At 62.4% G+C, this 20348-nt stretch carries 19 protein-coding genes; 4 read left to right on the top strand and 15 right to left on the bottom strand.

Annotated features, from left to right (window positions below; all coding sequences use genetic code 11):
• Window positions 1-11 precede the first annotated feature (11 nt).
• The 4 genes from PspTeo4_RS02300 to PspTeo4_RS02285 all read right to left on the bottom strand — a co-directional run bounded on the left by PspTeo4_RS02300 (window position 12) and on the right by PspTeo4_RS02285 (window position 4733).
• The gene (locus PspTeo4_RS02300; RefSeq protein ID WP_322362109.1) at window positions 12-344 is read right to left on the bottom strand and encodes a DUF3325 domain-containing protein; all 333 of its coding nucleotides are present in this window, start codon (window positions 342-344) and stop codon (window positions 12-14) included.
• Entirely contained in the window at window positions 341-1861 is a 1521-nt protein-coding gene (locus PspTeo4_RS02295) for a PepSY-associated TM helix domain-containing protein (RefSeq protein WP_322362108.1), read from the bottom strand. Before PspTeo4_RS02295 ends, PspTeo4_RS02300 begins: the two co-directional genes overlap by 4 nt.
• A complete protein-coding gene (locus PspTeo4_RS02290; RefSeq protein WP_322362107.1) occupies window positions 1858-2145 on the bottom strand; it encodes an iron transporter in 288 nt (95 codons plus the stop codon). Before PspTeo4_RS02290 ends, PspTeo4_RS02295 begins: the two co-directional genes overlap by 4 nt.
• A 347-nt stretch (window positions 2146-2492) precedes the next feature.
• Window positions 2493-4733 (bottom strand): TonB-dependent siderophore receptor, encoded by a 2241-nt coding sequence (locus tag PspTeo4_RS02285; RefSeq protein ID WP_322362106.1) that lies wholly within the window; start codon window positions 4731-4733, stop codon window positions 2493-2495.
• Between the two features lie 294 nt (window positions 4734-5027).
• Between PspTeo4_RS02285 and PspTeo4_RS02280 the strand changes: the two genes are divergently transcribed.
• The 4 genes from PspTeo4_RS02280 to PspTeo4_RS02265 all read left to right on the top strand — a co-directional run bounded on the left by PspTeo4_RS02280 (window position 5028) and on the right by PspTeo4_RS02265 (window position 7718).
• A complete protein-coding gene (locus PspTeo4_RS02280) occupies window positions 5028-5348 on the top strand; it encodes a transcriptional regulator (protein WP_322362105.1) in 321 nt (106 codons plus the stop codon).
• Window positions 5335-5649: a helix-turn-helix domain-containing protein gene (locus PspTeo4_RS02275; RefSeq protein WP_322362104.1), complete on the top strand. Its 315-nt coding sequence runs from the start codon at window positions 5335-5337 to the stop codon at window positions 5647-5649. The genes PspTeo4_RS02280 and PspTeo4_RS02275 overlap by 14 nt, the downstream gene beginning before the upstream one ends.
• A gap of 96 nt (window positions 5650-5745) precedes the next feature.
• Window positions 5746-6975, top strand: coding sequence for an MFS transporter (locus PspTeo4_RS02270; protein ID WP_416196895.1), 1230 nt, complete (start codon window positions 5746-5748; stop codon window positions 6973-6975).
• Window positions 6976-7082: 107 nt separating this feature from the next.
• Window positions 7083-7718 (top strand): SOS response-associated peptidase family protein, encoded by a 636-nt coding sequence (locus PspTeo4_RS02265; protein WP_322362103.1) that lies wholly within the window; start codon window positions 7083-7085, stop codon window positions 7716-7718.
• Here the strand turns inward: PspTeo4_RS02265 and PspTeo4_RS02260 are convergent.
• The 11 genes from PspTeo4_RS02260 to PspTeo4_RS02210 all read right to left on the bottom strand — a co-directional run bounded on the left by PspTeo4_RS02260 (window position 7715) and on the right by PspTeo4_RS02210 (window position 20271).
• On the bottom strand, window positions 7715-9526 hold the full coding sequence (locus tag PspTeo4_RS02260) for an ABC transporter ATP-binding protein/permease (protein WP_322362102.1): 1812 nt from the start codon (window positions 9524-9526) through the stop codon (window positions 7715-7717). The genes PspTeo4_RS02265 and PspTeo4_RS02260 overlap by 4 nt on opposite strands.
• Before the next feature lie 146 nt (window positions 9527-9672).
• Window positions 9673-9876, bottom strand: coding sequence for a formate dehydrogenase subunit delta (locus PspTeo4_RS02255; protein WP_322362100.1), 204 nt, complete (start codon window positions 9874-9876; stop codon window positions 9673-9675).
• Entirely contained in the window at window positions 9873-12752 is a 2880-nt protein-coding gene (gene fdhF / locus PspTeo4_RS02250; RefSeq protein ID WP_322362099.1) for a formate dehydrogenase subunit alpha, read from the bottom strand. Before fdhF ends, PspTeo4_RS02255 begins: the two co-directional genes overlap by 4 nt.
• Window positions 12749-14308, bottom strand: a complete 1560-nt coding sequence (locus PspTeo4_RS02245; protein WP_322362098.1) for an NADH-quinone oxidoreductase subunit NuoF — start codon at window positions 14306-14308, stop codon at window positions 12749-12751. The genes fdhF and PspTeo4_RS02245 overlap by 4 nt, the downstream gene beginning before the upstream one ends.
• Window positions 14302-14784, bottom strand: coding sequence for a formate dehydrogenase subunit gamma (locus PspTeo4_RS02240; protein ID WP_322362097.1), 483 nt, complete (start codon window positions 14782-14784; stop codon window positions 14302-14304). Before PspTeo4_RS02240 ends, PspTeo4_RS02245 begins: the two co-directional genes overlap by 7 nt.
• A 269-nt stretch (window positions 14785-15053) precedes the next feature.
• Entirely contained in the window at window positions 15054-15686 is a 633-nt protein-coding gene (locus tag PspTeo4_RS02235; protein ID WP_322362096.1) for a hypothetical protein, read from the bottom strand.
• Between the two features lie 11 nt (window positions 15687-15697).
• The gene (locus PspTeo4_RS02230; RefSeq protein ID WP_322362095.1) at window positions 15698-15988 is read right to left on the bottom strand and encodes a hypothetical protein; all 291 of its coding nucleotides are present in this window, start codon (window positions 15986-15988) and stop codon (window positions 15698-15700) included.
• Between the two features lie 269 nt (window positions 15989-16257).
• Complete coding sequence (gene sfnG, locus PspTeo4_RS02225; RefSeq protein WP_322362094.1) at window positions 16258-17382, bottom strand: dimethylsulfone monooxygenase SfnG; 1125 nt, start codon at window positions 17380-17382, stop codon at window positions 16258-16260.
• Window positions 17383-17551: 169 nt separating this feature from the next.
• Window positions 17552-17839 carry a DUF3077 domain-containing protein gene (locus tag PspTeo4_RS02220; protein ID WP_322362093.1) on the bottom strand — a complete coding sequence of 96 codons (288 nt, stop codon included), beginning with the start codon at window positions 17837-17839 and terminating at the stop codon, window positions 17552-17554.
• A 201-nt stretch (window positions 17840-18040) separates the two neighbouring features.
• A complete protein-coding gene (locus PspTeo4_RS02215; RefSeq protein ID WP_322362092.1) occupies window positions 18041-18298 on the bottom strand; it encodes a hypothetical protein in 258 nt (85 codons plus the stop codon).
• Between the two features lie 446 nt (window positions 18299-18744).
• Window positions 18745-20271, bottom strand: coding sequence for a type VI lipase adapter Tla3 domain-containing protein (locus PspTeo4_RS02210; protein WP_322362091.1), 1527 nt, complete (start codon window positions 20269-20271; stop codon window positions 18745-18747).
• Window positions 20272-20348 lie beyond the last annotated feature (77 nt).

The raw sequence follows: 20348 nt of genomic DNA, 5'->3' as shown, positions 1-20348 counted from the left end.
CCATCGCCGGTTCAGCCGAACAACTGCAACAGCCCCCAGACCGGCACCAAGGCAACCAGCCCGACTGCCAACCGCGGCCAGTATGGCAGCAGCATCACCAGCGCCATCCCGGCCAGCGACATGGCACCGAACCATGCCACCGGCCCCATCGCCCAACCCCAGGCCTGGGCGCAGAGCCACAGGCTCACCAGCAAGGCCATCCACCCCGCGCCACGCAGGGTCAGACGAAGTGGCCGTGGACAGGAACGCTGCCAGACTTGCTTGTAATGACGCTCCAGGCCCTGGCACAGCCCAAGCATTCCGGCGTAAGCGAACAGCACGCCACCTGCGACCAGCATGATCATGCTTCCACCTCCTCGAAGCGCCCTGCCCTGGCCTTCTGTGGTGCCGGCTGTTTATGGTGAACCCGCCACGCAGCCACGCCCAGAAGCACGCCCAGCAACAGCGCAGTGGCAACCACGCCCAGGCGCAGCGCATCGTTGACCTCGCCCAGCACGGCCAAACCTGCGCACATCAGCGCGGCCAGTCCCAACTGCTCGACCCAGGCCCGCTTGGCCGGTCGAACACCGGCATGCAGCAGCGCCAGCAACCACACACCGAAGAACGCCCGCACCTCCCACTGCTCCCGTTGCGCCAGCTCGACCGGCAGCAAGCGGCTGGCCCACAACAAGCCAACACAGGCCAGCAGCAGGCCCGTGATGAAGCCGATATTGCACACCTCGGCAACCCGAAACCAACGTCGTGCGCCGACTTCGGCGCTGAGGTTGGCGTATTTGCGCCCGCGCTTGACGCAGAACAGCACCAGGCCGCTGGCGATCATCGCGCAGCTCACCAGCCCGCAGACGAAATACAGCCAGCGCATCGGGTAGCCGCCGAACTGGGCGAAATGCAGGCCAATCATCACCCGCTGGGTCAACGGCGCAGGTCGCAGTTCAGGTATATCGCTCAACAGCTGGCCGCTGACGCCATCGAACACCATCGCCTGGCCCTTGGTAAGCGCGATGCGGTTGCCCAGTTCCGGGCGGATCTCGATGCGTGCGCCGGCCGTGTTGGGGTTGCGAATATTCAGCCCACCGATCGACCCCAGACGGGCCTCGGCCTGGGCCAGCAATGGCGCCACATCCACCAGCTCGCCCGGCTGCTTGGCCAACCCTCGCGGTTGTTCGAGCCGTGCGTTGCCCTGGGCCTGGAAGTAGGCACGGTTGTCGCCGTCGAACAGTGCATCGACGCCCGCAGGAATGTAGATCAGCATGAAGATCACCAGCCCGGTGTAGGTGATCATCAGATGGAACGGCAACAACAGCACCGCGCTGGCATTGTGGAAGTCCAGCCAGGAGCGCTGGCCCTTGTTCGGCCTGAAAGTGAAGAATTCCTTGAAGATCTTCTTGTGGATGACAATGCCGGTTACCAGCGCGGCAAGCATCACCAGCGCCAGGGCGCCGACCACGAAGATGCCCCAGTTGCGCGGCAGGTCGAGGGTGAAGTGGAAGCGGAAGAAGAAGTTGCCGCCCACACTGTCGCGCACTTCGATGGCTTCGCCGGTGGCCGGGTCCAGTTGCACGCCACCGCCATGGCGGCGCTCACCTGTGGACACGCGCAGCCCCGGCGCCCGCTCGGTGGGCAAGCTGATGCCCCAGTTGCTTGCCGTGGGTTCATGCGCCTGCAAATAGGCGACGGCTCGCCGGGCGGCATCGGCCTGGGACACGTTGCTGGTCGGGATCTCAGGCTGCATCCAGTGGTTGAGTTCCTTGTCGAACACCGCCAGCGTGCCGGTGACGAAAATGGCGAACAACAGCCAACCGAAGATCAGCCCGGCCCAGGTGTGCAGCCAGGCCATGGATTGGGTGAAGGTGTTTTTCATGCCAGCCACTCCAGTGCCTGGGGCCAGAAACCGATCAAGGCCAACGGAGCAGCCAGGGCAAGCGGCGCCCAGGCACGTAGCGCATCACGGCTGGCGAATGCCCAGAGAATGGCGAGGGTGTAGAAGATGAAGGCCAGCAGGGTCGAGACGATCACCGCATCGGCGGGTGACATGGGCAGCACACGGGCAAGGCAGGCCGTGGCCGAATAGCTGAAGGCGTAGCCACCGAGCAATGCGGCGCAGCTACGGGAGAGGATCTGCAGCCAGGCGGGGGCTCTGATCATCGGGTGGTCCTTGGTGTTGTTCAATGGACGTCTGGGGCCGCTGAGCCCAATTGCCGCGGTTCGTCGCCACGACAAGCCGGCTACCAGAGGAATTGCGAGGCCCCTGTGGGAGCAACTGGTCTTGTGTTGCCTGTACCGGCCTCATCGCCGGCAAGCCGGCTCCTACAGGTACTGCAGTGATCTTGAGAGCTGCGCGTTCCATGTGGCAGCAACTGGTCTTGTATTGCCAGTAACGGCCTCATCGCCGGCAAGCCGGCTCCTACAGGTACTGCGGTGATCCTGAGAGCAGCGCGGTCCATGTGGGAGCCGGCTTGCCGGCGATTGGGCCGCACAGCGGCCCCCTGCGATCAGAACGAAATATTCAACGAGGCAAACACCGCACGCCCTGGCTGGTTATAGGTGTTGGCACCCGAACTGCTGGCATTGCCGCCACGCAGAATCTGCTTGTCGAACACGTTGTTCACCCCTACCCGCACGTCATAGTTGGCGTTGAACTTGTACCCGGCACTGACATCCACCAGCCCATAAGCCTCGACGTCCTGTTGCGCCTCCTGGTCGTAGTCTTCCTGGGTGCGGTAGTTGTAGGTCGGCGACTTCTGCTTGCCGTAGTAGGTACCGGCAACCTGGAACGACAGCTTGTCGGTGGCGCGCCAGTCCAGCGTGGTGTTGACCGTGTACTCGGGGATCACCGACAGCGGTTCGCCGGTTTCGCGGTTGTCGTTGTCGAGCATCCAGGTCAGGTTGGTGTTCCAGTCCACGGTCGGGGTCAGTTCGACAAACAGGTTGCCCTCGATGCCTTCCACTCGCGCCTTGCCAGCGTTTTCCCACTGGGTCACGCGACGGCCGCTGTTGATGGTGTAGAGCACATCGGTGTCACCGATGATCTTGTTCTGGTAGTCGTTACGGAAGTAGGTCGCGCTGGTACGCCAGGTGCCACGGTCGTACAGCAGGCCGATTTCCTTGTTGACGCTGATTTCCGGCTTGAGGTCGGCGTTGCCCTGCAGGTAGCAGCCACCGGAGTTGGTCTGCTGCACGCTGCAACCGTTACCACGGCTGTACAGCAGGTAGTTCGGGTTGGACTGGTACAGGTTCGGCGTTTTGTAGGCACGGGCGATACCGCCTTTCACCGACAGAGCCTCGGTCAGCTTGTGCGACAGGTTCAGGCTTGGGCTGAAGTTGTCGCCGAAGGTCTCGTGGTGGTCGAAACGCAGGCCCGGGGTCACGGTGGTGTCACCGATGACGATATTGTCCTCGACAAACAGCGCGTAGCTTTTGGCGGTCATCTTCGAGTCGCTGCGGTCGAAACCGCTGATGACGTTGCTACCCGAGCCGCTCGGGTCGAAGCTCTGCGGACGGAACGAACCCTGGTCGTTGAGCGACTCGTAGAGGTATTCGCCACCCAGGGTCAGCACGTGCTCGGTGCTGCCCATGGCGAACGGCAGGTTCACTTCGCTGCTCAGACGGGTGTTGCGCAGGCGCGACATGGCCGCGCCGGAATCGTTGATTGCCCCTTCCGGGCCACCGGCCAGGCCCTCGTTGAGGCGCCAGTTGCGCACGTACTCGTAGGCCAGGGTGGTCTTGCTGGTACCCCAGGTGAAATCGCCCAGGTGAGTCAGGTCGTAGGTGTTGCGCTGCATCACGTTGGTTTCGTGGCCGTACAGGCTGGAGATCAGCTCGAGGTCGCCACCACCGTTGCTGTTCATGGTGTCGCCAGCGTAGATGTTGCCCTGACGGCTGTAGCCGGCGCTGGCTTCAAGGCGGTGCTCATCATTGAGCTTCCAGCTCAGCAGGCCGTTGATGTCCTTGTTGCGCACGCCTTCGCGGCCAGCGACCAGCGCGCTGTTGGCGTGGCTGGCGTTGATGTCCAGGTCGTCGGCATCGGTCTTGGCCAGGCCGCCGTACAAACGAAAACCGAGGTTGTCGGTGAGCCCGCCACTTAGGTTGAAGTTGGTACGTTGGGTGGCGCCCTCGGCACTGTCCTCGGGCAGTTGGGTGTACAGGGTGACATTGCCTTTGAGTTCTTCGGTGGGGCGCTTGGTGATGATGTTCACCACCCCACCCATGGCGCCGGAACCGTAGCGTGCGGCGGCTGGGCCACGAAGAATCTCGATGCGCTCGACAGCCTCGGCAGGCACCCAGTTGGTTTCGCCGCGGGTGTCGCGGTCGCCGTTCCAGCCATAGCGCACGGCATTGCGCGCGCTGGACGGTTTGCCGTCGATGAGGATCAGGGTGTTTTCCGGCCCCATGCCGCGCAGGTCGATCTGACGGTTGTTGCCCCGTGCGCCGCTGGCGCTGTTGCCGGTCAGGTTGACGCCCGGCTCGCGGCGAATGAGGTCGGACAGGTCATTGGCCGGCGGGTGACGCTTGATGTCTTCTGCGGTGATGATCGACGAACCCAGTGCCTGGCGCGCTTCACGCTCGGCGGTCACCAAGGTGTCCTGAATCACCAGCGCGTTGTCGGCCACCGGCACTTCCAGCACCTCACTGGCGAGTTGCTGTTCGGCCTCGGCCGCAGTCGCCACCATGGCCGGCGACGCCAGCGCGACGAACGCCAGGGCCAGGCTGTTAGGTGAGGTTCTGGATTGCATCGACACATCTCCTGCGATTCATGAGCGATTAGGGCACGACCCGGCTTGCACGCCGACGGGCCCTCGCCCATCGACCTGCTGAACATTGTTCAGGGCCAACAGGGACGGTGAATATAATGATTCTCAAATGTGTTTAAATCTTATTTACGAAGTTTACATGTTTGTAACGGAACTTTGCTAAGCAGCCCGTTCCAGGAAGAAGTGATGAAGCGGTAACCACTGGAAACACCCCAAGGCTTTGCGGTGCCTGTAGTGCCGAGCAAGATATCTACGTCAAAGACGTAGGGATGAGGTATGCTGACGATTATTGAAGCACCACTGTTTTCGCGACAATGGCCTGATTACTGGACCGAGGAAGAGCACGGGGCATTCATGTCTTTTCTCGCTAACGACCCTGATGCTGGTGCCGTTATTCCCGGTTCAGGTGGGTGTCGCAAGGTTCGCTGGAGCCAGGATGGCAAAGGAAAACGTGGTGCAGTTCGCGTAATTTACACGGCACAACTCGCCAACGGCGCTCTGGTTGCCTTGCTCATGTACTGCAAAAGCGCCACCGACAACATACCCGCGCATTTGCTGCGCAAAATTGCGAAGGAGCTCAACCATGCCCCTGACTGATGAAGAATTGATGCAGCGCGATGCCGCTCGCAATATTGGCGAAGAATTGCTGGAATCCATTCGGGATGTGAAGGCAGGTCGTTACGGCGCTGTACGCCAGGTGGAAGCAACCGAGGCCGCCGAGGCGCGGAACAGGACCGGGCTATCGCAGCTCAAATTCGCGCAATTGTTAGGGGTCTCGGTACGTACGCTTCAGGAGTGGGAGCAAGGTCGCCGCATGCCTTCCGGCGCTGCCCGTTCACTGCTGCACATCGCCGCTTCGCGTCCAGACGTTTTTCGCGAGGTGCTACAGGGGCGATAAGGCTACCTGCTCAGCACGTAATGCTCGGCGAACAGCCAACGTTGCAACCCGCCCAATGGCTCCTACAGTTTCGTAGGTAGGAAGCCGAGGCCAAACATGCGCGCCGCCGAGAAATCCGCTACCCCACGACCTGCCCTGACACTGCCCAAGATCCCCCGCAGCGTCTGGGCCCTGGGCTTTGTGTCGATGTTCATGGACATCTCTTCGGAGATGATCCACGCCCTGCTGCCGCTATACATGGTGACCGTGCTCGGCACCTCGGTGGTTGCGGTCGGTTTCATCGAAGGCATCGCCGAGGCGACCGCGTCGATCACCAAGGTGTTCTCCGGTGCCTTGAGCGACCGCTTGGGCAAACGCAAGCTGCTCACTGTGCTGGGCTACGGCCTCGCGGCACTGACCAAGCCGGTGTTTCCCCTGGCCACTGGGCTTGAGTGGTTGACCGGGGCGCGTTTCGTCGACCGGATCGGCAAGGGCATTCGCGGGGCGCCCAGGGATGCGCTGGTGGCGGATGTGACCCCACCAGCGTTGCGCGGTGCGGCATTTGGTTTGCGACAGGCGCTGGACACCGTCGGCGCCTTCCTCGGGCCGTTGCTGGCGATTTTGTTGATGTGGCTGACGGCCAGTCATTTCCAGACGGTGTTCTGGGTGGCGGTGGTGCCAGCGTTCGTCGCGGTGTTCATCCTCGTGGTTTTCGTGCGCGAGCCAGAGGCAGCACCCAAGGCACGGCCGGTCCGCTCACCGCTTGCACTGCGCCAACTGGTTCGGCTGGGTTCAAGCTACTGGCGGCTGACCACCCTGGCCATGGTGTTCACCCTGGCCCGTTTCAGCGAAGCCTTCCTGTTGCTGCGCGCCCAGGACATGGGCCTGGCCGCCCAATGGGCCCCAGCGGTGCTGGTGCTGATGGCCCTGGCCTATTCGCTTTCGGCCTACCCCGCTGGCGTACTGTCGGACCGCATGGGCCGTCGAGTCGTGTTGATGCTGGGGCTGGCGCTGCTGGTGGCGGCCGACCTGCTGCTGGCCCTGATGCCGGGCTGGGTCGGGCTGGCGCTGGGGGTAATGGCCTGGGGGCTGCACCTGGGCTTTACCCAGGGCATCTTCAGTGCCTTGATTGCCGATAGCGCCCCGGCAAGCTTGCGCGGCACGGCCTTTGGTGTGTTTCACCTGCTGACCGGTGCCGCACTGCTGGTCGCCAGCGTGATCGCCGGCCTGCTCTGGGACGGCGCAGGCTTTCGGGCCACCTTCCTGGTTGGCGCCGCATTCGCCGGCACCACCCTCGCGGGGTTGGCCCTGTTGCCCCAGATTGCGGGGCATACGCGTTCAGATTGAAAACCCTGCACAGATCATCAACGCTTCATTGTCGAGGATGTAACGTGTCGCAGACTTCGAAGCCTTCAGCTCTCCCTTCACCTGCCCGCCCTGTGGGAGTACCGAACATGTGCGAGTGCTTCGCCCAATACCAAGGCCTTGCCGACTACCTGCGCGTGCTGGGCGCCGAACAGCACCTGCTCGACAGCGCCGGCAACGAACGGATTGGCCACCCCGGCATCGTGCCGGGCAATCGGGTGCCGATCCTGCACGACAGCGGCAATGGCCTGCGCATGAGCCCACGCCAGTGGGGGTGGACACCGAGATGGGCCGGCAAGCGCCAGACTGCATCGATCAGCGCGCCGCTGCAGAACATCACCGCCAGCCCGCCCTTGCACGCCTTGCGGCCGCAGACCCGGGCGCTGGTGATGGCGGACGGCTGGTATGCGTGGCTGGCCGATGCGCACGCACCTCAGGGTAAACAACGCTACTTCGTTCGCCTGAAAAGCCAGGCGCCCATTTTCGTAGCGGCGCTGGCGCAGGTCCGTGCGGGGTTGGAGCCAGAGGAGGACGATGGATTTGTGATCATCACCCATGAGCATGATCCGGGTGACGATACCGCCCTGCCCTTGGTGCTGGCGCCGGAGCATGCGCGGGCGTGGATCAGTTCGCAGCGGGTGGCGGAACAGGTGCAGTGCCTGCCACCGCACGCGTTCGAGTGGATCGCCGTAACCGACCCTGACGCCCACAGGGGCAAGGCCTAACTGACAGGCAGCAGCTCCTGTTCGATCAACGACCAACCGCCATGGCCATCCACTTCCAGGCGGTGGGAATGGAAACTAGCCAGCGTGCTGCGGTGGCCGACGCTGACCAGCAAGGTCTCGGGCATCTCGTTGCGCAGCAGCGAATACAGGGAATGCTCAAGCCCCTCGTCCATGGCCGAGGTGGACTCATCGAGAAACACCACCTGCGGCTGGTTGAACAGCACCCGGGCAAACGCCAATCGCTGCTGCTCGCCCACCGACAGGATATGCGACCAATCGCAGCTGACATCCAGCCGCTCGGCCAGGTGGGCCAGGTTGACCTGACGCAGTGCCTGTTGCATGCGCGTGTCGTCCCCAGCCCCGGCGCTTGCCGGGTAGGCGATGGCGGTACGCAGGTCGCCAAGCGGCAGGTACGGGCGCTGTGACAGGAACAGCGCCTGGTTCCCCAAAGGCCGACGAACCACACCCTCGGCATATGGCCAAAGCCCCGCCAGCGCGCGCAGCAGCGTGGTCTTGCCGCTGCCCGACGGCCCCTTGATCAGCAGTGCCTGGCCGGCACGCAGGTGCAAATCCAAGTTGGCGATCAGCGGGTGGCCGTCAGGGCGCAGCACCTGCAAACGGTTGATGTCCAACGCATGCGCCTGGTCCTGAGTAGTAACCTGCGGCAGCGTGCTGGCCTGCTGGTTGGCGTCGAGAAAACCGGTCAGACGGTCGAGGGTGGCGCGGTATTGGGCAAAGGTGTCGTAGGACTCACGGAAGAACGACAGCGAATCCTGCACCTGGCCAAACGCCTGCGAGGTCTGCATCACATCGCCAAGCTTGATTGCACCGCTGAAAAAGCGTGGCGCCTGCAGGATGAACGGAAACACCACAGCGACCTGGCTGATGCCCAGGTTGAAGCCGCTGAACTTCAAGGTTCGGAACACCAGTGCCCAGACGTTGCCGATCAGCGCGGTGAAGCGCCCGAGCAACGTACCCCGCTCCACCTGAGCGCCCTGGTAGAAGGCGATGTTCTCGGCGTTCTCGCGCAGGCGCATCAGTGCATAACGGAAGTTCGCCGTGAGCTTTTCGTTGAGGAAGTTCAGGCGAATCAACGGACGCCCGAGGCGGAAGGCGATCCAGGTGGCGATGATCACATACACGTACACGGCAAACACCATCGCCCGGGGAATCTCATACCCCGCCACCGACAGCGGCGCCGACAGCCCCCAGAGGATGCCCGTGAAGGCAACCAGCGAGACCAGCGCGCTGACCGCTCCCAGGGCCAGGGACACTGAATTGGTGACGAATGAGTTGACGTCCAGCTCGATACGCTGGTCGGGGTTGTCCACCGGCTCGGCTAGGAACTGCCCACGGTAATAGGCATCGCCGTGCATCCAGTCGCGGGTCAGGCGCTCGGTCAGCCAAACGCGCCAGTGGATGTTGAAGGCCTGGGTCACGTAGTAGGTGAACAGCGAGCGCAGCACATGGATGGTGGCCAGTACCGCGAACACCCCAAGCAAGTACCAGAAAGCTGTTTGGTCGAGGCCTTGCAACGCGCTGTAGAAGCCGTTGTACCAGAACGAGAACAGCACGTTCAGGCGCACCGCGAACAGGGTCAGCACCAGCAACAGCGCAAAACCCAGCAAGGGCCGCCAACTGCGCTTGAAACTGAAGTATGGCCCGGCAAGCTGCCAGAATTGGCTGCCCCAACGGGTGTAGCGCACAGCCAGCGCGGCAGCAGCGGTGAAACAGGCAAGGGTGATGAACGAGGCGATTGCAAGCCAGCTCAGGCTCTCCTGCAAGGCCTGGTGCCAGTTCATGTCCATGGTGGGCTTCCGTGATGAATCCAAGGGGGTGTTTTCGCGAGCGTAGCATTACCCCGTGAATCGCCTGAAAAACATGACGGACATTTCATGTTTGCACCGGCCTCATCGCCGCAGTTCGTCGTGGCGATGAGGCCCGAACAGCCCCTTTAAACCAGGGCTTCCTGCACTTTCGGGTCGAGCCCCTCCCCCGCATGGGCCTGGCTCCACTCACTCAGCTGCCGTCGCATGGCCGGCGTCCAGAAGCTCTGCAAATGCTGCTTCACCCCTTTCACCGCCAAGGCGTGGTCAGGCTCGCTGTCGAAGTAGTGGGCAATCTGGTTGGCCATCTTCACCAGGTTTTCACTGCTCATCGGCGCACCTCGGCTTTCTCCGTTTTTTCCGCTGCGCGGCGCTCCTTGAGCAGACGACGCTGTTCATCGCTGAAGTCCTGATAACGCTTCTGCCATTGCGACGGCTGGAACACCTTCACCACCTCCACTGCAGTGACCTTGTACTCCGGGCAGTTGGTGGCCCAGTCGGAGTTGTCGGTGGTGATCACGTTGGCGCCAGACTCGGGGAAGTGGAAGGTGGTGTAGACCACCCCCGGCGCCACCCGCGCACTGACCTTGGCACGCAACACCGTCTGCCCCGCACGGCTGCCGATGCCAACCCAGTCTCCGTCGCCGATGCCCCGGCTTTCGGCATCGGTCGGGTGGATCTCCAGGCGGTCGGCATCATGCCAGGCCACGTTAGCGGTGCGCCGGGTCTGGGCGCCGACGTTGTACTGGCTGAGGATGCGCCCGGTGGTCAACAGCAGCGGGTAGCGGTTGTTGACCTTCTCGTCGGTGGGCACATAACCGGTGAGCATGAAGCGCCCCTTGCCCCGCACGAACTGGTCGATGTGCATGGTTGGCGTGCCATCGGGCGCGGCGTCGTTGCAGGGCCACTGCAGGCTGCCATGGCGGTCGATCTCGGCGTAGCTGACGCGGTGGAAGCTCGGCGTAAGACGGGCGATCTCGTCCATGATCTCGGACGGGTGGCGGTAGTTCATGGGGTAGCCCAGGGCATTGGCCAAGGCCACGGTCGCCTCCCAGTCGCCCTTGCCGGCCAGTGGCTCCATCACCTTGCGTACCCGCGAGATGCGCCGCTCGGCGTTGGTGAACGTGCCATCTTTCTCGAGGAACGAACTGCCCGGCAGAAACACATGGGCGAACTTGGCCGTTTCGTTGAGGAAGATGTCCTGCACCACCACACACTCCATGGCTTGCAGGGCCGCAGTGACGTGCTGGGTGTTGGGGTCGCTCTGGGCGATGTCTTCACCCTGGCAGTACAGCGCCTTGAAGCTGCCGTCCAGCGCGGCCTCGAACATGTTGGGAATGCGCAGCCCTGGGTCGGGCTGCAGGGTCACGCCCCAGGCCTGCTCGAACTCGGCGCGCACGCTCTCGTTGGAGATATGCCGGTAGCCCGGCAGCTCGTGGGGGAAGGAGCCCATGTCACAAGAGCCCTGCACGTTGTTCTGCCCGCGCAGCGGGTTCACCCCCACCCCTTCGCGGCCGATGTTGCCGGTGGCCATGGCCAGGTTGGCGATGCCCATCACCGCCGTACTGCCCTGGCTGTGCTCCGTGACACCAAGGCCATAGTAGATCGCGGCGTTGCCGCCGGTTGCATAGAGCCGGGCCGCTGCGCGGATCTGCTCGGCAGGTACGCCGCATACCGGGCCGAGCACCTCGGGGGCGTTGTCTGGCAGGCTGACGAAATCGCGCCAATGGGCAAAGTCCACGGTCTCGCAGCGGGCGTCGATGAAGCGCTGAGCCAACAGCCCTTCGGTGACAATCACGTGGGCCAGGGCATTGAGCATGGCCACGTTGGTGCCGGGCCGCAGTTGCAGGTGCAGGTCGGCGCGGGCGTGGGGCGAATCGACCAGGTCGATGCGCCGAGGGTCGATGACGATCAGACGCGCGCCCTGGCGCAGGCGACGCTTGAGCTGCGAGCCGAACACCGGGTGGGCGTCGGTGGGGTTGGCACCGATTACCAGCACCACATCGGCCTGCATCACCGAGTCGAAACTCTGGGTGCCCGCCGATTCGCCGAGGGTTTGCTTGAGCCCGTAGCCAGTCGGGGAATGACAGACCCGTGCGCAGGTGTCGACGTTGTTGTTGCCGAACGCGGTACGCACCAGTTTTTGCACCAGATAGGCTTCTTCGTTGGTGCAGCGGCTGGAGGTGATACCGCCAATGGAGTCACGCCCGTACTTCAACTGGATACGGCGGAACTCGCTGGCAGCATAGGTGACTGCCTCGTCCCAGCTCACTTCCTGCCAGGGGTCTTCCAGGCGCTTGCGGATCATCGGCTTGGTGATGCGGTCGGGGTGAGTGGCGTAGCCCCAGGCGAATCGGCCTTTGACGCAGGCATGGCCGTGGTTGGCGCCGCCGTTCTTGTCCGGAACCATGCGCACCAGCTGGTCGCCCTTCATTTCCGCGCGGAACGAGCAACCCACGCCGCAGTATGCGCAGGTGGTGATGACTGCCCGCTCAGGCTGGCCGAGCTGGACCACGCTCTTCTCGCTGAGGGTGGCGGTGGGGCAGGCCTGCACACAGGCGCCGCAGGACACGCACTCGGAGCTGAGGAAGTCGTCGCCCCCCGCTGGCGCTACCCGCGACTCGAAACCGCGCCCGATAATGGTGAGCGCAAAGGTGCCCTGAATGTCCTCGCACGCCCGCACGCAACGGCTGCAGACGATGCATTTGCTGGGCTCGTAATCGAAGTAAGGGTTGGAGACATCTTTCTGCTCGGCCAGGTGGTTGGCACCGTCGTAGCCGTAGCGCACCTCGCGCAGGCCAACCTGCCCTGCGACGGTTTGCAGTTCGCAGTTGCCATTGGCCGAACAGGTCAGGCAATCGAGCGGGTGGTCGGAGATATACAGCTCCATCACATTGCGGCGCAGGCCTGCCAGACGAGACGTCTGGGTATGCACCACCATGCCTTCACTGACCGGTGTGGTGCAGGACGCCGGGTAGCCGCGCATGCCTTCGATTTCCACCATGCACAGCCGGCACGAGCCGAAGGCTTCCAGGCTGTCGGTGGCACAGAGCTTGGGAATGCTGGTGCCCAGCAACGCAGCGGCACGCATCACGGAAGTGCCTTCGGACACGCTGATCGCACGGCCGTCGATGGTCAGGCTGACCTGCACATCGCTTTCCCGCGCTGGGGTTCCAAGGTCGGTCTGAGGGTCGAAGAAATTGATCATTGGGCGGCCTCCGTGGTGGTCAACCCGAAGTCGGCGGGGAAGTATTTGAGTGCGCTGGCCACTGGGTAGGCAGTCATCCCGCCCATGGCGCACAGCGAGCCGTACTGCATCGTGTCGCACAGGTCGCGCAGCAGCAGGGCCTGCTCATGGCGTTCGGTGAAATCGCTGGTGGCGATCAGCCGGTCCACCACCTCCATGCCACGGGTGGAACCGATTCGGCACGGGGTGCATTTGCCGCAGGACTCCTCGGCACAGAACTGCAGCGCGAAACGCGCCATGCTGGCCATGTTCAGGGTGTCGTCAGCGACCACCACACCACCGTGGCCGAGCATCGCGCCCATGGCGGCGAAGGCTTCGTAGTCCAGCGGTGTGTCGAAGTGGCTGGGGGGCACCCAGGCGCCAAGCGGCCCACCCACCTGAGCAGCCTTGAGCGGTCGGCCGCTGGCGGTACCACCGCCGTAGCCTTCGACCAGTTCGCGCAGGGTCAGGCCAAAGGCACGCTCCACCAATCCACCATGACGAATATTGCCCGCCAACTGGAACGGCATGGTACCCAGCGAACGGCCCATGCCGAAGTCGCGATAGAACGCCGCCCCCTTGGCCAGAATGGTCGGCACCGAGGCCAGCGTAAGCACGTTGTGCACCAGGGTCGGCAAGCCAAACAAACCTTGCAGGGCAGGCAACGGTGGCTTGGCGCGGACAATCCCGCGCTTGCCCTCGATGGACTCGAGCAAGGCGGTTTCCTCTCCGCAGATATAGGCCCCCGCCCCCACTCGGACCTCAAGATCGAAAGCCTGGCCGCTACCGGCGATGTCGTTGCCCAGGTAACCCGCAGCACGGGCGATGAGCAAAGCCTGGTCAAGCACGGCGATGGCGTCCGGATACTCCGAGCGCACATAGATGTAACCCTTGCTGGCGCCCACCGCCAGGCCGGCGATGACCATGCCTTCGATCAGCAGGAACGGGTCGCCCTCCATCAACATACGGTCGGCAAAGGTACCGGAGTCGCCTTCATCGGCGTTGCATACCACATACTTCTGCCCTGCCCCGGCCTCCCGCACGGTGCGCCACTTGATACCCGCCGGAAACGCCGCGCCGCCACGTCCGCGCAAGCCGGAATCGAGCACACTGGCGACCACCTCGGCACCGCCCATCGTCACGGCCTTGTTCAGGCCCTCGAAGCCACCGTGGGCGCGGTAGTCATCCAGCGACAGCGGCCGGGTGATGCCAGCGCGAGCGAACAGCAGGCGTTGCTGGCTTTTCAGGTAGGGGATGTCCTCGACCGGGCCCAGGGCCAGCGAGTGGCCACCTGGCTCGCCGGCCAAGGCATCGAGCAGCGCAGGCACGTCTTCCGGGGTGACCGGGCCGAAGCCCTGGCGCCCTTGCGGGTGCTCACACTCCACCAGCGGCTCGAGCCAGTAGAGGCCACGTGAACTGGTGCGCTGGATCTGCAGCGGCAATTGGCGACGCTCGGCTTCGTGCACCAAGGCATCGGCGACCTGGTCGGCACCTACCGCGCAGGCGACCGAGTCGCAGGGGATGAACAGCTTCAGCATGCTTTTACCTCCAGGCAACCGTCCACCAATGCCCGCAGCCGCTCCGGGGTCAGACGCGCGTGCAGCCGGCCGTCCAGCTCCAGGGCGGGTGAACAGGCGCAGGCGCCCAGGCAATAAACCGGGCGCAGGCTGATGGCACCGTCAGCACTGGTGCCGTGATCGTCCAGCGCCAGTTGCTCGCGCAGTTGCGCGGCCAAGGCTTCAGCGCCACGGCTCTGGCACGACTCGGCGCGGCACAGGCGCAGGGTGTGCCGGGCAGGTGGCGAGGTACGGAAGTCGTGGTAGAAGCTGATGACCCCGCGCACCTCGGCCAAACTGAGGTTCAGGGCATGGGCGATGTCCGGGACGGCGTCATCGGGCACATGGCCGATGCTGTCCTGGATGGCGTGAAGAATCGGTAACAGCGCGCCAGGGTTATCCTTCTCGCGCGCCAGGATGCTGTGGATCGAGGGCAGGTCAAACAATTCATCAGGCATACAGCGGACCTCTGCATCACGGGCCCGCCTTTTGTTGTAGTGGCAAGTGCCCGGCGTGTTCTGCTGCGGCGCACCGGCCACGTCACGGTTGCGTGGTTGTCGGCAGCCTCCTTGCCCATGGCCGTGCGTCTGCGCGCACTGGATTCATGGACATCCAACAAGCATGGCACTTGTAGGGCCAAAGGGGTGCGTGGGAGCGACCAGGCGCATTCTGAAACCGACGTAAGGATTGGCGGTGTGTTCAGGCCTCAGCGCCATGCGTGTGTCCGCTACACAGCCAACCGGGCGAGGCGTTGCAGGGCATCGATCACGTCCCTGTCCCTGGTCTGCAGCACATCGAGCTGGATCCGTGCGATGACCGACTTGAGCAGCTCGGTTTGATTCAAATGCGTTTGCTGCTGCAGCGCCAGAAAGTCTTGCGCCATGTGCGGGTTGACCTTCATCGACAAGCGCCGGGTAGAACTGGACGGCAGCAGCCCACGACGCGTTCGTTCTTCATCCAGTGCCCGGATGAAGGCCTCGTGCGCCGGTTTCAACTGCTCGCTCTGGCTGCTCTGCACCAGCAACTGGAAATAGTGGGCAAGGAACAACTTGCGCAGATTGGCGCCCGCCTCGCTACTGACCGCATGCATGGCTGCATCCAGAACATCCAGGTAAACCGCCGGCAACCGCGCCTCGATCGACTTGAGCTGCTGCTTGCGCGCCTCGCCAATGGCGGGCGTGGACTGCGGGGGAATGGCAACCACCGTGTCGCAGTGGTCGCACACGCCCACCAGGATGTCCCTGGCCATGCCCTGGCCATCGCTGAACGGCACATCCCGGCGAACATAGTGCGTCGGCACCACGGCCTTGCAGTGTTCGCAAAGCGCCTTGCCGGTATCGCCTTCGAAAAGGATCTTCATGATCTGGGTACTCACTGGTGAACGCTGATGAACCAGGTGTCTGGCTCCAAGAAAAAGAACTTGATGTACCAACCGTGCCGCTTGAGCAGGTGGACCTCGAGGGAGTCGAGCGCATGATGCGCGCTGCTGCTGTGGTGGGTGCCGTTGCACGCGCGAACAATTTCGGCAACCTCGCCAGCTGAAACCGCCCCCGTGGCCAGCAGGTTCTTCACCTCGATATCACCACGGGAGACGTTGAGGTAACTTCCCGATTCAAGTGCCGCGATTACCGCTTGCCTGGCCTTCCTGAAGCCAATTTCCATAGCGCTTCCCTGTCGATACGAAAATCATCGTACAAAACCCGGATCGAATCTACCCTCTCCCACGCCGAGACGACAAACGGCATCTCGACCCGGCAACGTTCGAATCCGGAACACTTGAGCACTATGGGCGAATCGCGCGGTAGACGGCGGGCGGCACTGTAACTGCCGCTTTCGTGATTTTTCTGGATGTGTCTTGCGCATCGGCACGCCGCGTGGGCGACGGCCGATGTTTTGGCGGGAACAACGTCATGGCATGCCCGTGGCAGCCTTCATGCAATCGCGACTTCGGCTTCTGTGTCAGCAACTGCAACAGCACTCTTGGCAGCCTGCGCCTCCAGTTCGCGCACCAGTGGCAGCACATGCTCGCCGAAGTACGCCACTTCCTCCTGGAAATGCAGGAACCCGGACAGGATCAAGTCGACCCCTACCGCTTTCAGCGCCACGATCCGCTCGGCAATCTGACGTGGGGTGCCGATCAGGTTGGTCTTGAAGCCATCGTTGTACTGCACCAGGTCCTCGAAGCTGGACTTGGCCCAGTTGCCCTCGCCTTCCGGGCTGGCGGCACCGGCATGCTTGACCTCATGGCCGAATGCGTTGACCGCTTCCGGGTTGGCCTTGTCGATGATCTCCTGCAGCACCGCGCGGGCTTCCTCTTCGGTGTCGCGAGCAATGATGAAGGCATTCACGCCAACCTTCACCGAGTGCCCGTTGGCAGCGGCCTTGGCCCGGATGTCGTCGACCTGGGCCTTGATGCCCTCGACTGTGTTGCCGTTTGTGAAGTACCAGTCCGACACCCGCGCGGCCATGTCCCGTGCAGCCCGCGAGCTGCCACCCTGGAAGATTTCCGGGTGCGGTTGCTGCAACGGTTTGGGTTTGAGGTTGTAGTTGCGAAAGCGATAGAAATCGCCGTTGAAGGTGAAGTTGTCTTCGGTCCAGATGCCCTTCAGAGCGCGAATGAACTCCTCGGAACGGCGATAACGCTCGTCATGGTCCAGCCACGGCTCGCCGATGGCGTGGAATTCGCCCTTGAACCAGCCGGAGACCACGTTGATGGCGATGCGGCCATTGGTGAACTGGTCGATGCTGGCCAGTTGCTTGGCCGCCAGCGCCGGGTTCCACGGCCCGGGCAGGATCGCGGCGATGACCTTGAGCTTCTCGGTGGCGGCCAGCAGGGCGTGGCTGATGGTGACCGACTCATGCTGATTGTCGGCGCCATAGCCTGCGGTGAAGCGGATTTGCGACAGCGCGTAGTCGAAACCCGAGCGTTCAGCGATTTGCGCCAGCTTGCGGTTGTAGTCGATGTCCCAGCTGGTGCGCTGCTCGATGGTACTGACCACCAGGCCACCGCTGACGTTGGGGACCCAGTAGGCGAACTTGATCGGTTGCTGGCTCATGGGAGGCTCCTTGGTAATTCTTGAAGAGGGTCCAAGGAGCAGAGCAGCAACCGTGCCATTGAAGAAAAGGCTTTTATATCAACGACATAGAGCATGTCATCGAGAAATCAGCCTGTAGGTCAGCGGGCAAGCTGCTGATTCGATGTTGCCCAGGCAACAGCAAGCCGCTTCAGCTGTGTTTGCGCAGGCCCATGTGGGCATCGTCCATGAGCGCTTTGGCCATCTCGCAGAGAAAGTGCGACGCCCAGACCAGTTCGGGTTCGTTATCCATGACCCCGATGAACGACGCCCGCCGGGAGCAATCCATCAATACCGATGCTTGCTCGATGGCGTGATCGCAGCAGTTGCCGGCCTCTACACGAAACAGACGTTTCCCCTCTACTACGCCATCCAGACAAGACGCCGAGCCTACGGTGAGCCCCAACTTTCCGATGTTTTCTGGTAATTCCCTGTTCATTTGCAATCCTCCATTACGAGTCTTGACGGAGGTGGCAGAACAGCAAGCATTCACAAGATCCCTGTGGGAGCTGGCGAAGCCTGCGATCGAGAGCGCAGCTCTCGCATGCAGCCCGAAAGCCTGCACATCCACTGCGCCCTACTCACCCAGCCGACTGTTCACAAATACGGGATACCCCGCCATTGAGATGATCCAACCGCCCTAGTGCAACGTATGCATCTGCGGCCGCTCCTTCATCTGCACCTGCGCAACTGCAGACTCCAGCAACGCGCGCACAGCCTCCATTTCGTGCATTACCTCGAGGGTCATGAGCGAGCAGGGAGACTTGGGGAGTGTGGATACGGAATGGTGAGCCACAGCCAGGGCACAGAGCACGTATTCCGTGGCTTGGATCAGGGTGTCTTCGAGATAGTGGGCCACATCGGAAGCATGGGGTGGATCGGGGACTATTTTGAGCATGACAACCTCCAACAAAATGAGTCAGACCGTCGCCACATCACTTGCAGATGATAGGGAGGCGGCTACGTGCAGGCCTGCAAGACCAGGCTTGGAGGTCAATAGCCCGGCTGGTCCGAAAACCACCCGCACGCAGCCACCATTGAACGAAGCCAACAGCAAACTGAGACCAAACCAAGCTTCGGGCTTGCAGACCCGGTCGTTGAATTTGCAACGACCCAGCGAGACTAGGGGGCTCAGGTTTCCATCGCAATGGCGCAAAGGCCGGAAAAGGATGAATCAGAAATGGACTACAGGTAAGAGGGAAAATCTGATTCAAATCTTGTAGGAAGCACCAGCGATCACCGCCACGGACGAAAGGCCCCTCATATCCGCCGAGCCTGGTGACACACACATGCCCCAATCCCTCAAGTGGCTCATGCCTTGGGGCGTCCGGCACTTGGCAGGCCCTACTTGAAGGGGTCGGCGCCACGGTTCTGCTGGTTCTTCGCTTTGCGCGCCTCATCTGGCGGGCTGATCATCTGCACGCTGAGGCTGCCGTCGCTGCCGGCGTACACCACGGCACTGGCACCGCCGTCGTGGTAGCTGGCGATGGTGGCCAGGTTGATTTCCACCAGCGCGCTGCTGACGCCGGTATTGCCCAAGCGTCGACCGATGTCATAGCCCTCGTCGACATTGCCGACGTCCAGGCCTTGGCCGTCGGTATTGAGGCTGTGCAAGGCGTTGGTCAGGGCGATTTCTGCTTCAGCGTTGTTAGTGGTGTCGTAGAACACTCGCACCGGTTTTTGCCCAGCGGGTAGCGTGTCGAGGGCCTTGAGCCAACCCGCTTGCAAGGCCTTGGCCTGCAATGCGGGTTTGAGGCGTTTGCCGTGTTCGTCCTTCATCGGGACCTTGATCGGACGGTGCAGGTAGCCCAGCACTGGCGCTGCGTCGAACTCTTTCAGCTGGTGTTCGGCCCAACGCACGGGCAGCCAGGGGGACGGTTCGAAATGGCCTGGGCCGCGGTTGTCGATGGTTTTCCACAAGTTAGGTAGTTGCGATTGCCAGTAGGAGGTGGACATGGTGCTGGGCGGTAATAGCACTTTATTGCCTTTGGCATGCTCGGCGGCTACATACCAATCTCCAAAGGCCTTGCTCCGGTCCCAATAAAACGCCCACAACTTGCCCAAGTCAGTTTTTTTGTCCTGATTGTCCTCGGCGTCACGGGTGACGAAGGGACGAATGTAGCGGTCCACTCGGTCTGAGCGCGTGACCAGCAGGCCAGTCATGCTTTCGTAGATCGTCGGAACCACGTGGCCATTTTGCAATCCCGGTGTGCCGGGTTTGCGATAGCCGTTTCGCGTCACGTCACCGTCTTCGCTTGCGATCAAGGCTTGTGGCACCTTCGGGTTATCGTCAAAAAACGTGAACAGTCGCTCGATCATGCCTTGAGCATGCGTCGTGCTTTCATTGTCTTGCCACAAAAACTGGGTAACGCCCAAGGTCGCGGCATTACGGCCTGAATTGATCAGGCCTGCTGCACTGTAGGCGCTGTCGTAGGGGGCGGGCGGTCCCAGCGCAAATACCGGGATTGGCCAGTACGCTACTGCCTCACCTGCCGAGTTCTTGAATGCGATACGGACTTTGATGTCTGCTGAGATTCGCCTAGTGTCTAGTGACGGATCGTAATCTTTCGCGTCCTGCGGGTAGATCGAGGCGAAGTTGTCATTCTTCTTCTTGATAAACTGCCAGATTTCGGACTGGCCGTCAGTGTAAATGCCAAGTCCAACTCCGCGAATTTCCAAGGCGTAGGTGCGGGCTCGGGTCGCCTGTTGTTCTGCGTTTCTGGCCTCTATCTGGTTTCTATAACTGGCAAGCTCTGCCTTCTCACTTGCAAGGGCATTGCCCCACCAGTGTGTGCCAAAGATCACCAGCAGCGGGCCGACAATAGCGGCAATGCCCCAGGCCATGACGGGTTTCATGTCGCGAAGTACCATGCCGGATTCCTGTGCTTTGAGTTGGACAATCCAGATGAAGCTGAGCCAGAACACAAGCTGCACCCCGGCGATCCGCT

Source organism: Pseudomonas sp. Teo4 (genome assembly GCF_034387475.1).
Classification (GTDB): Bacteria; Pseudomonadota; Gammaproteobacteria; order Pseudomonadales; family Pseudomonadaceae; genus Aquipseudomonas.
Note: the sequence above shows the minus strand (reverse complement) of the source record. Positions and strands in the feature narration are given on the sequence as shown.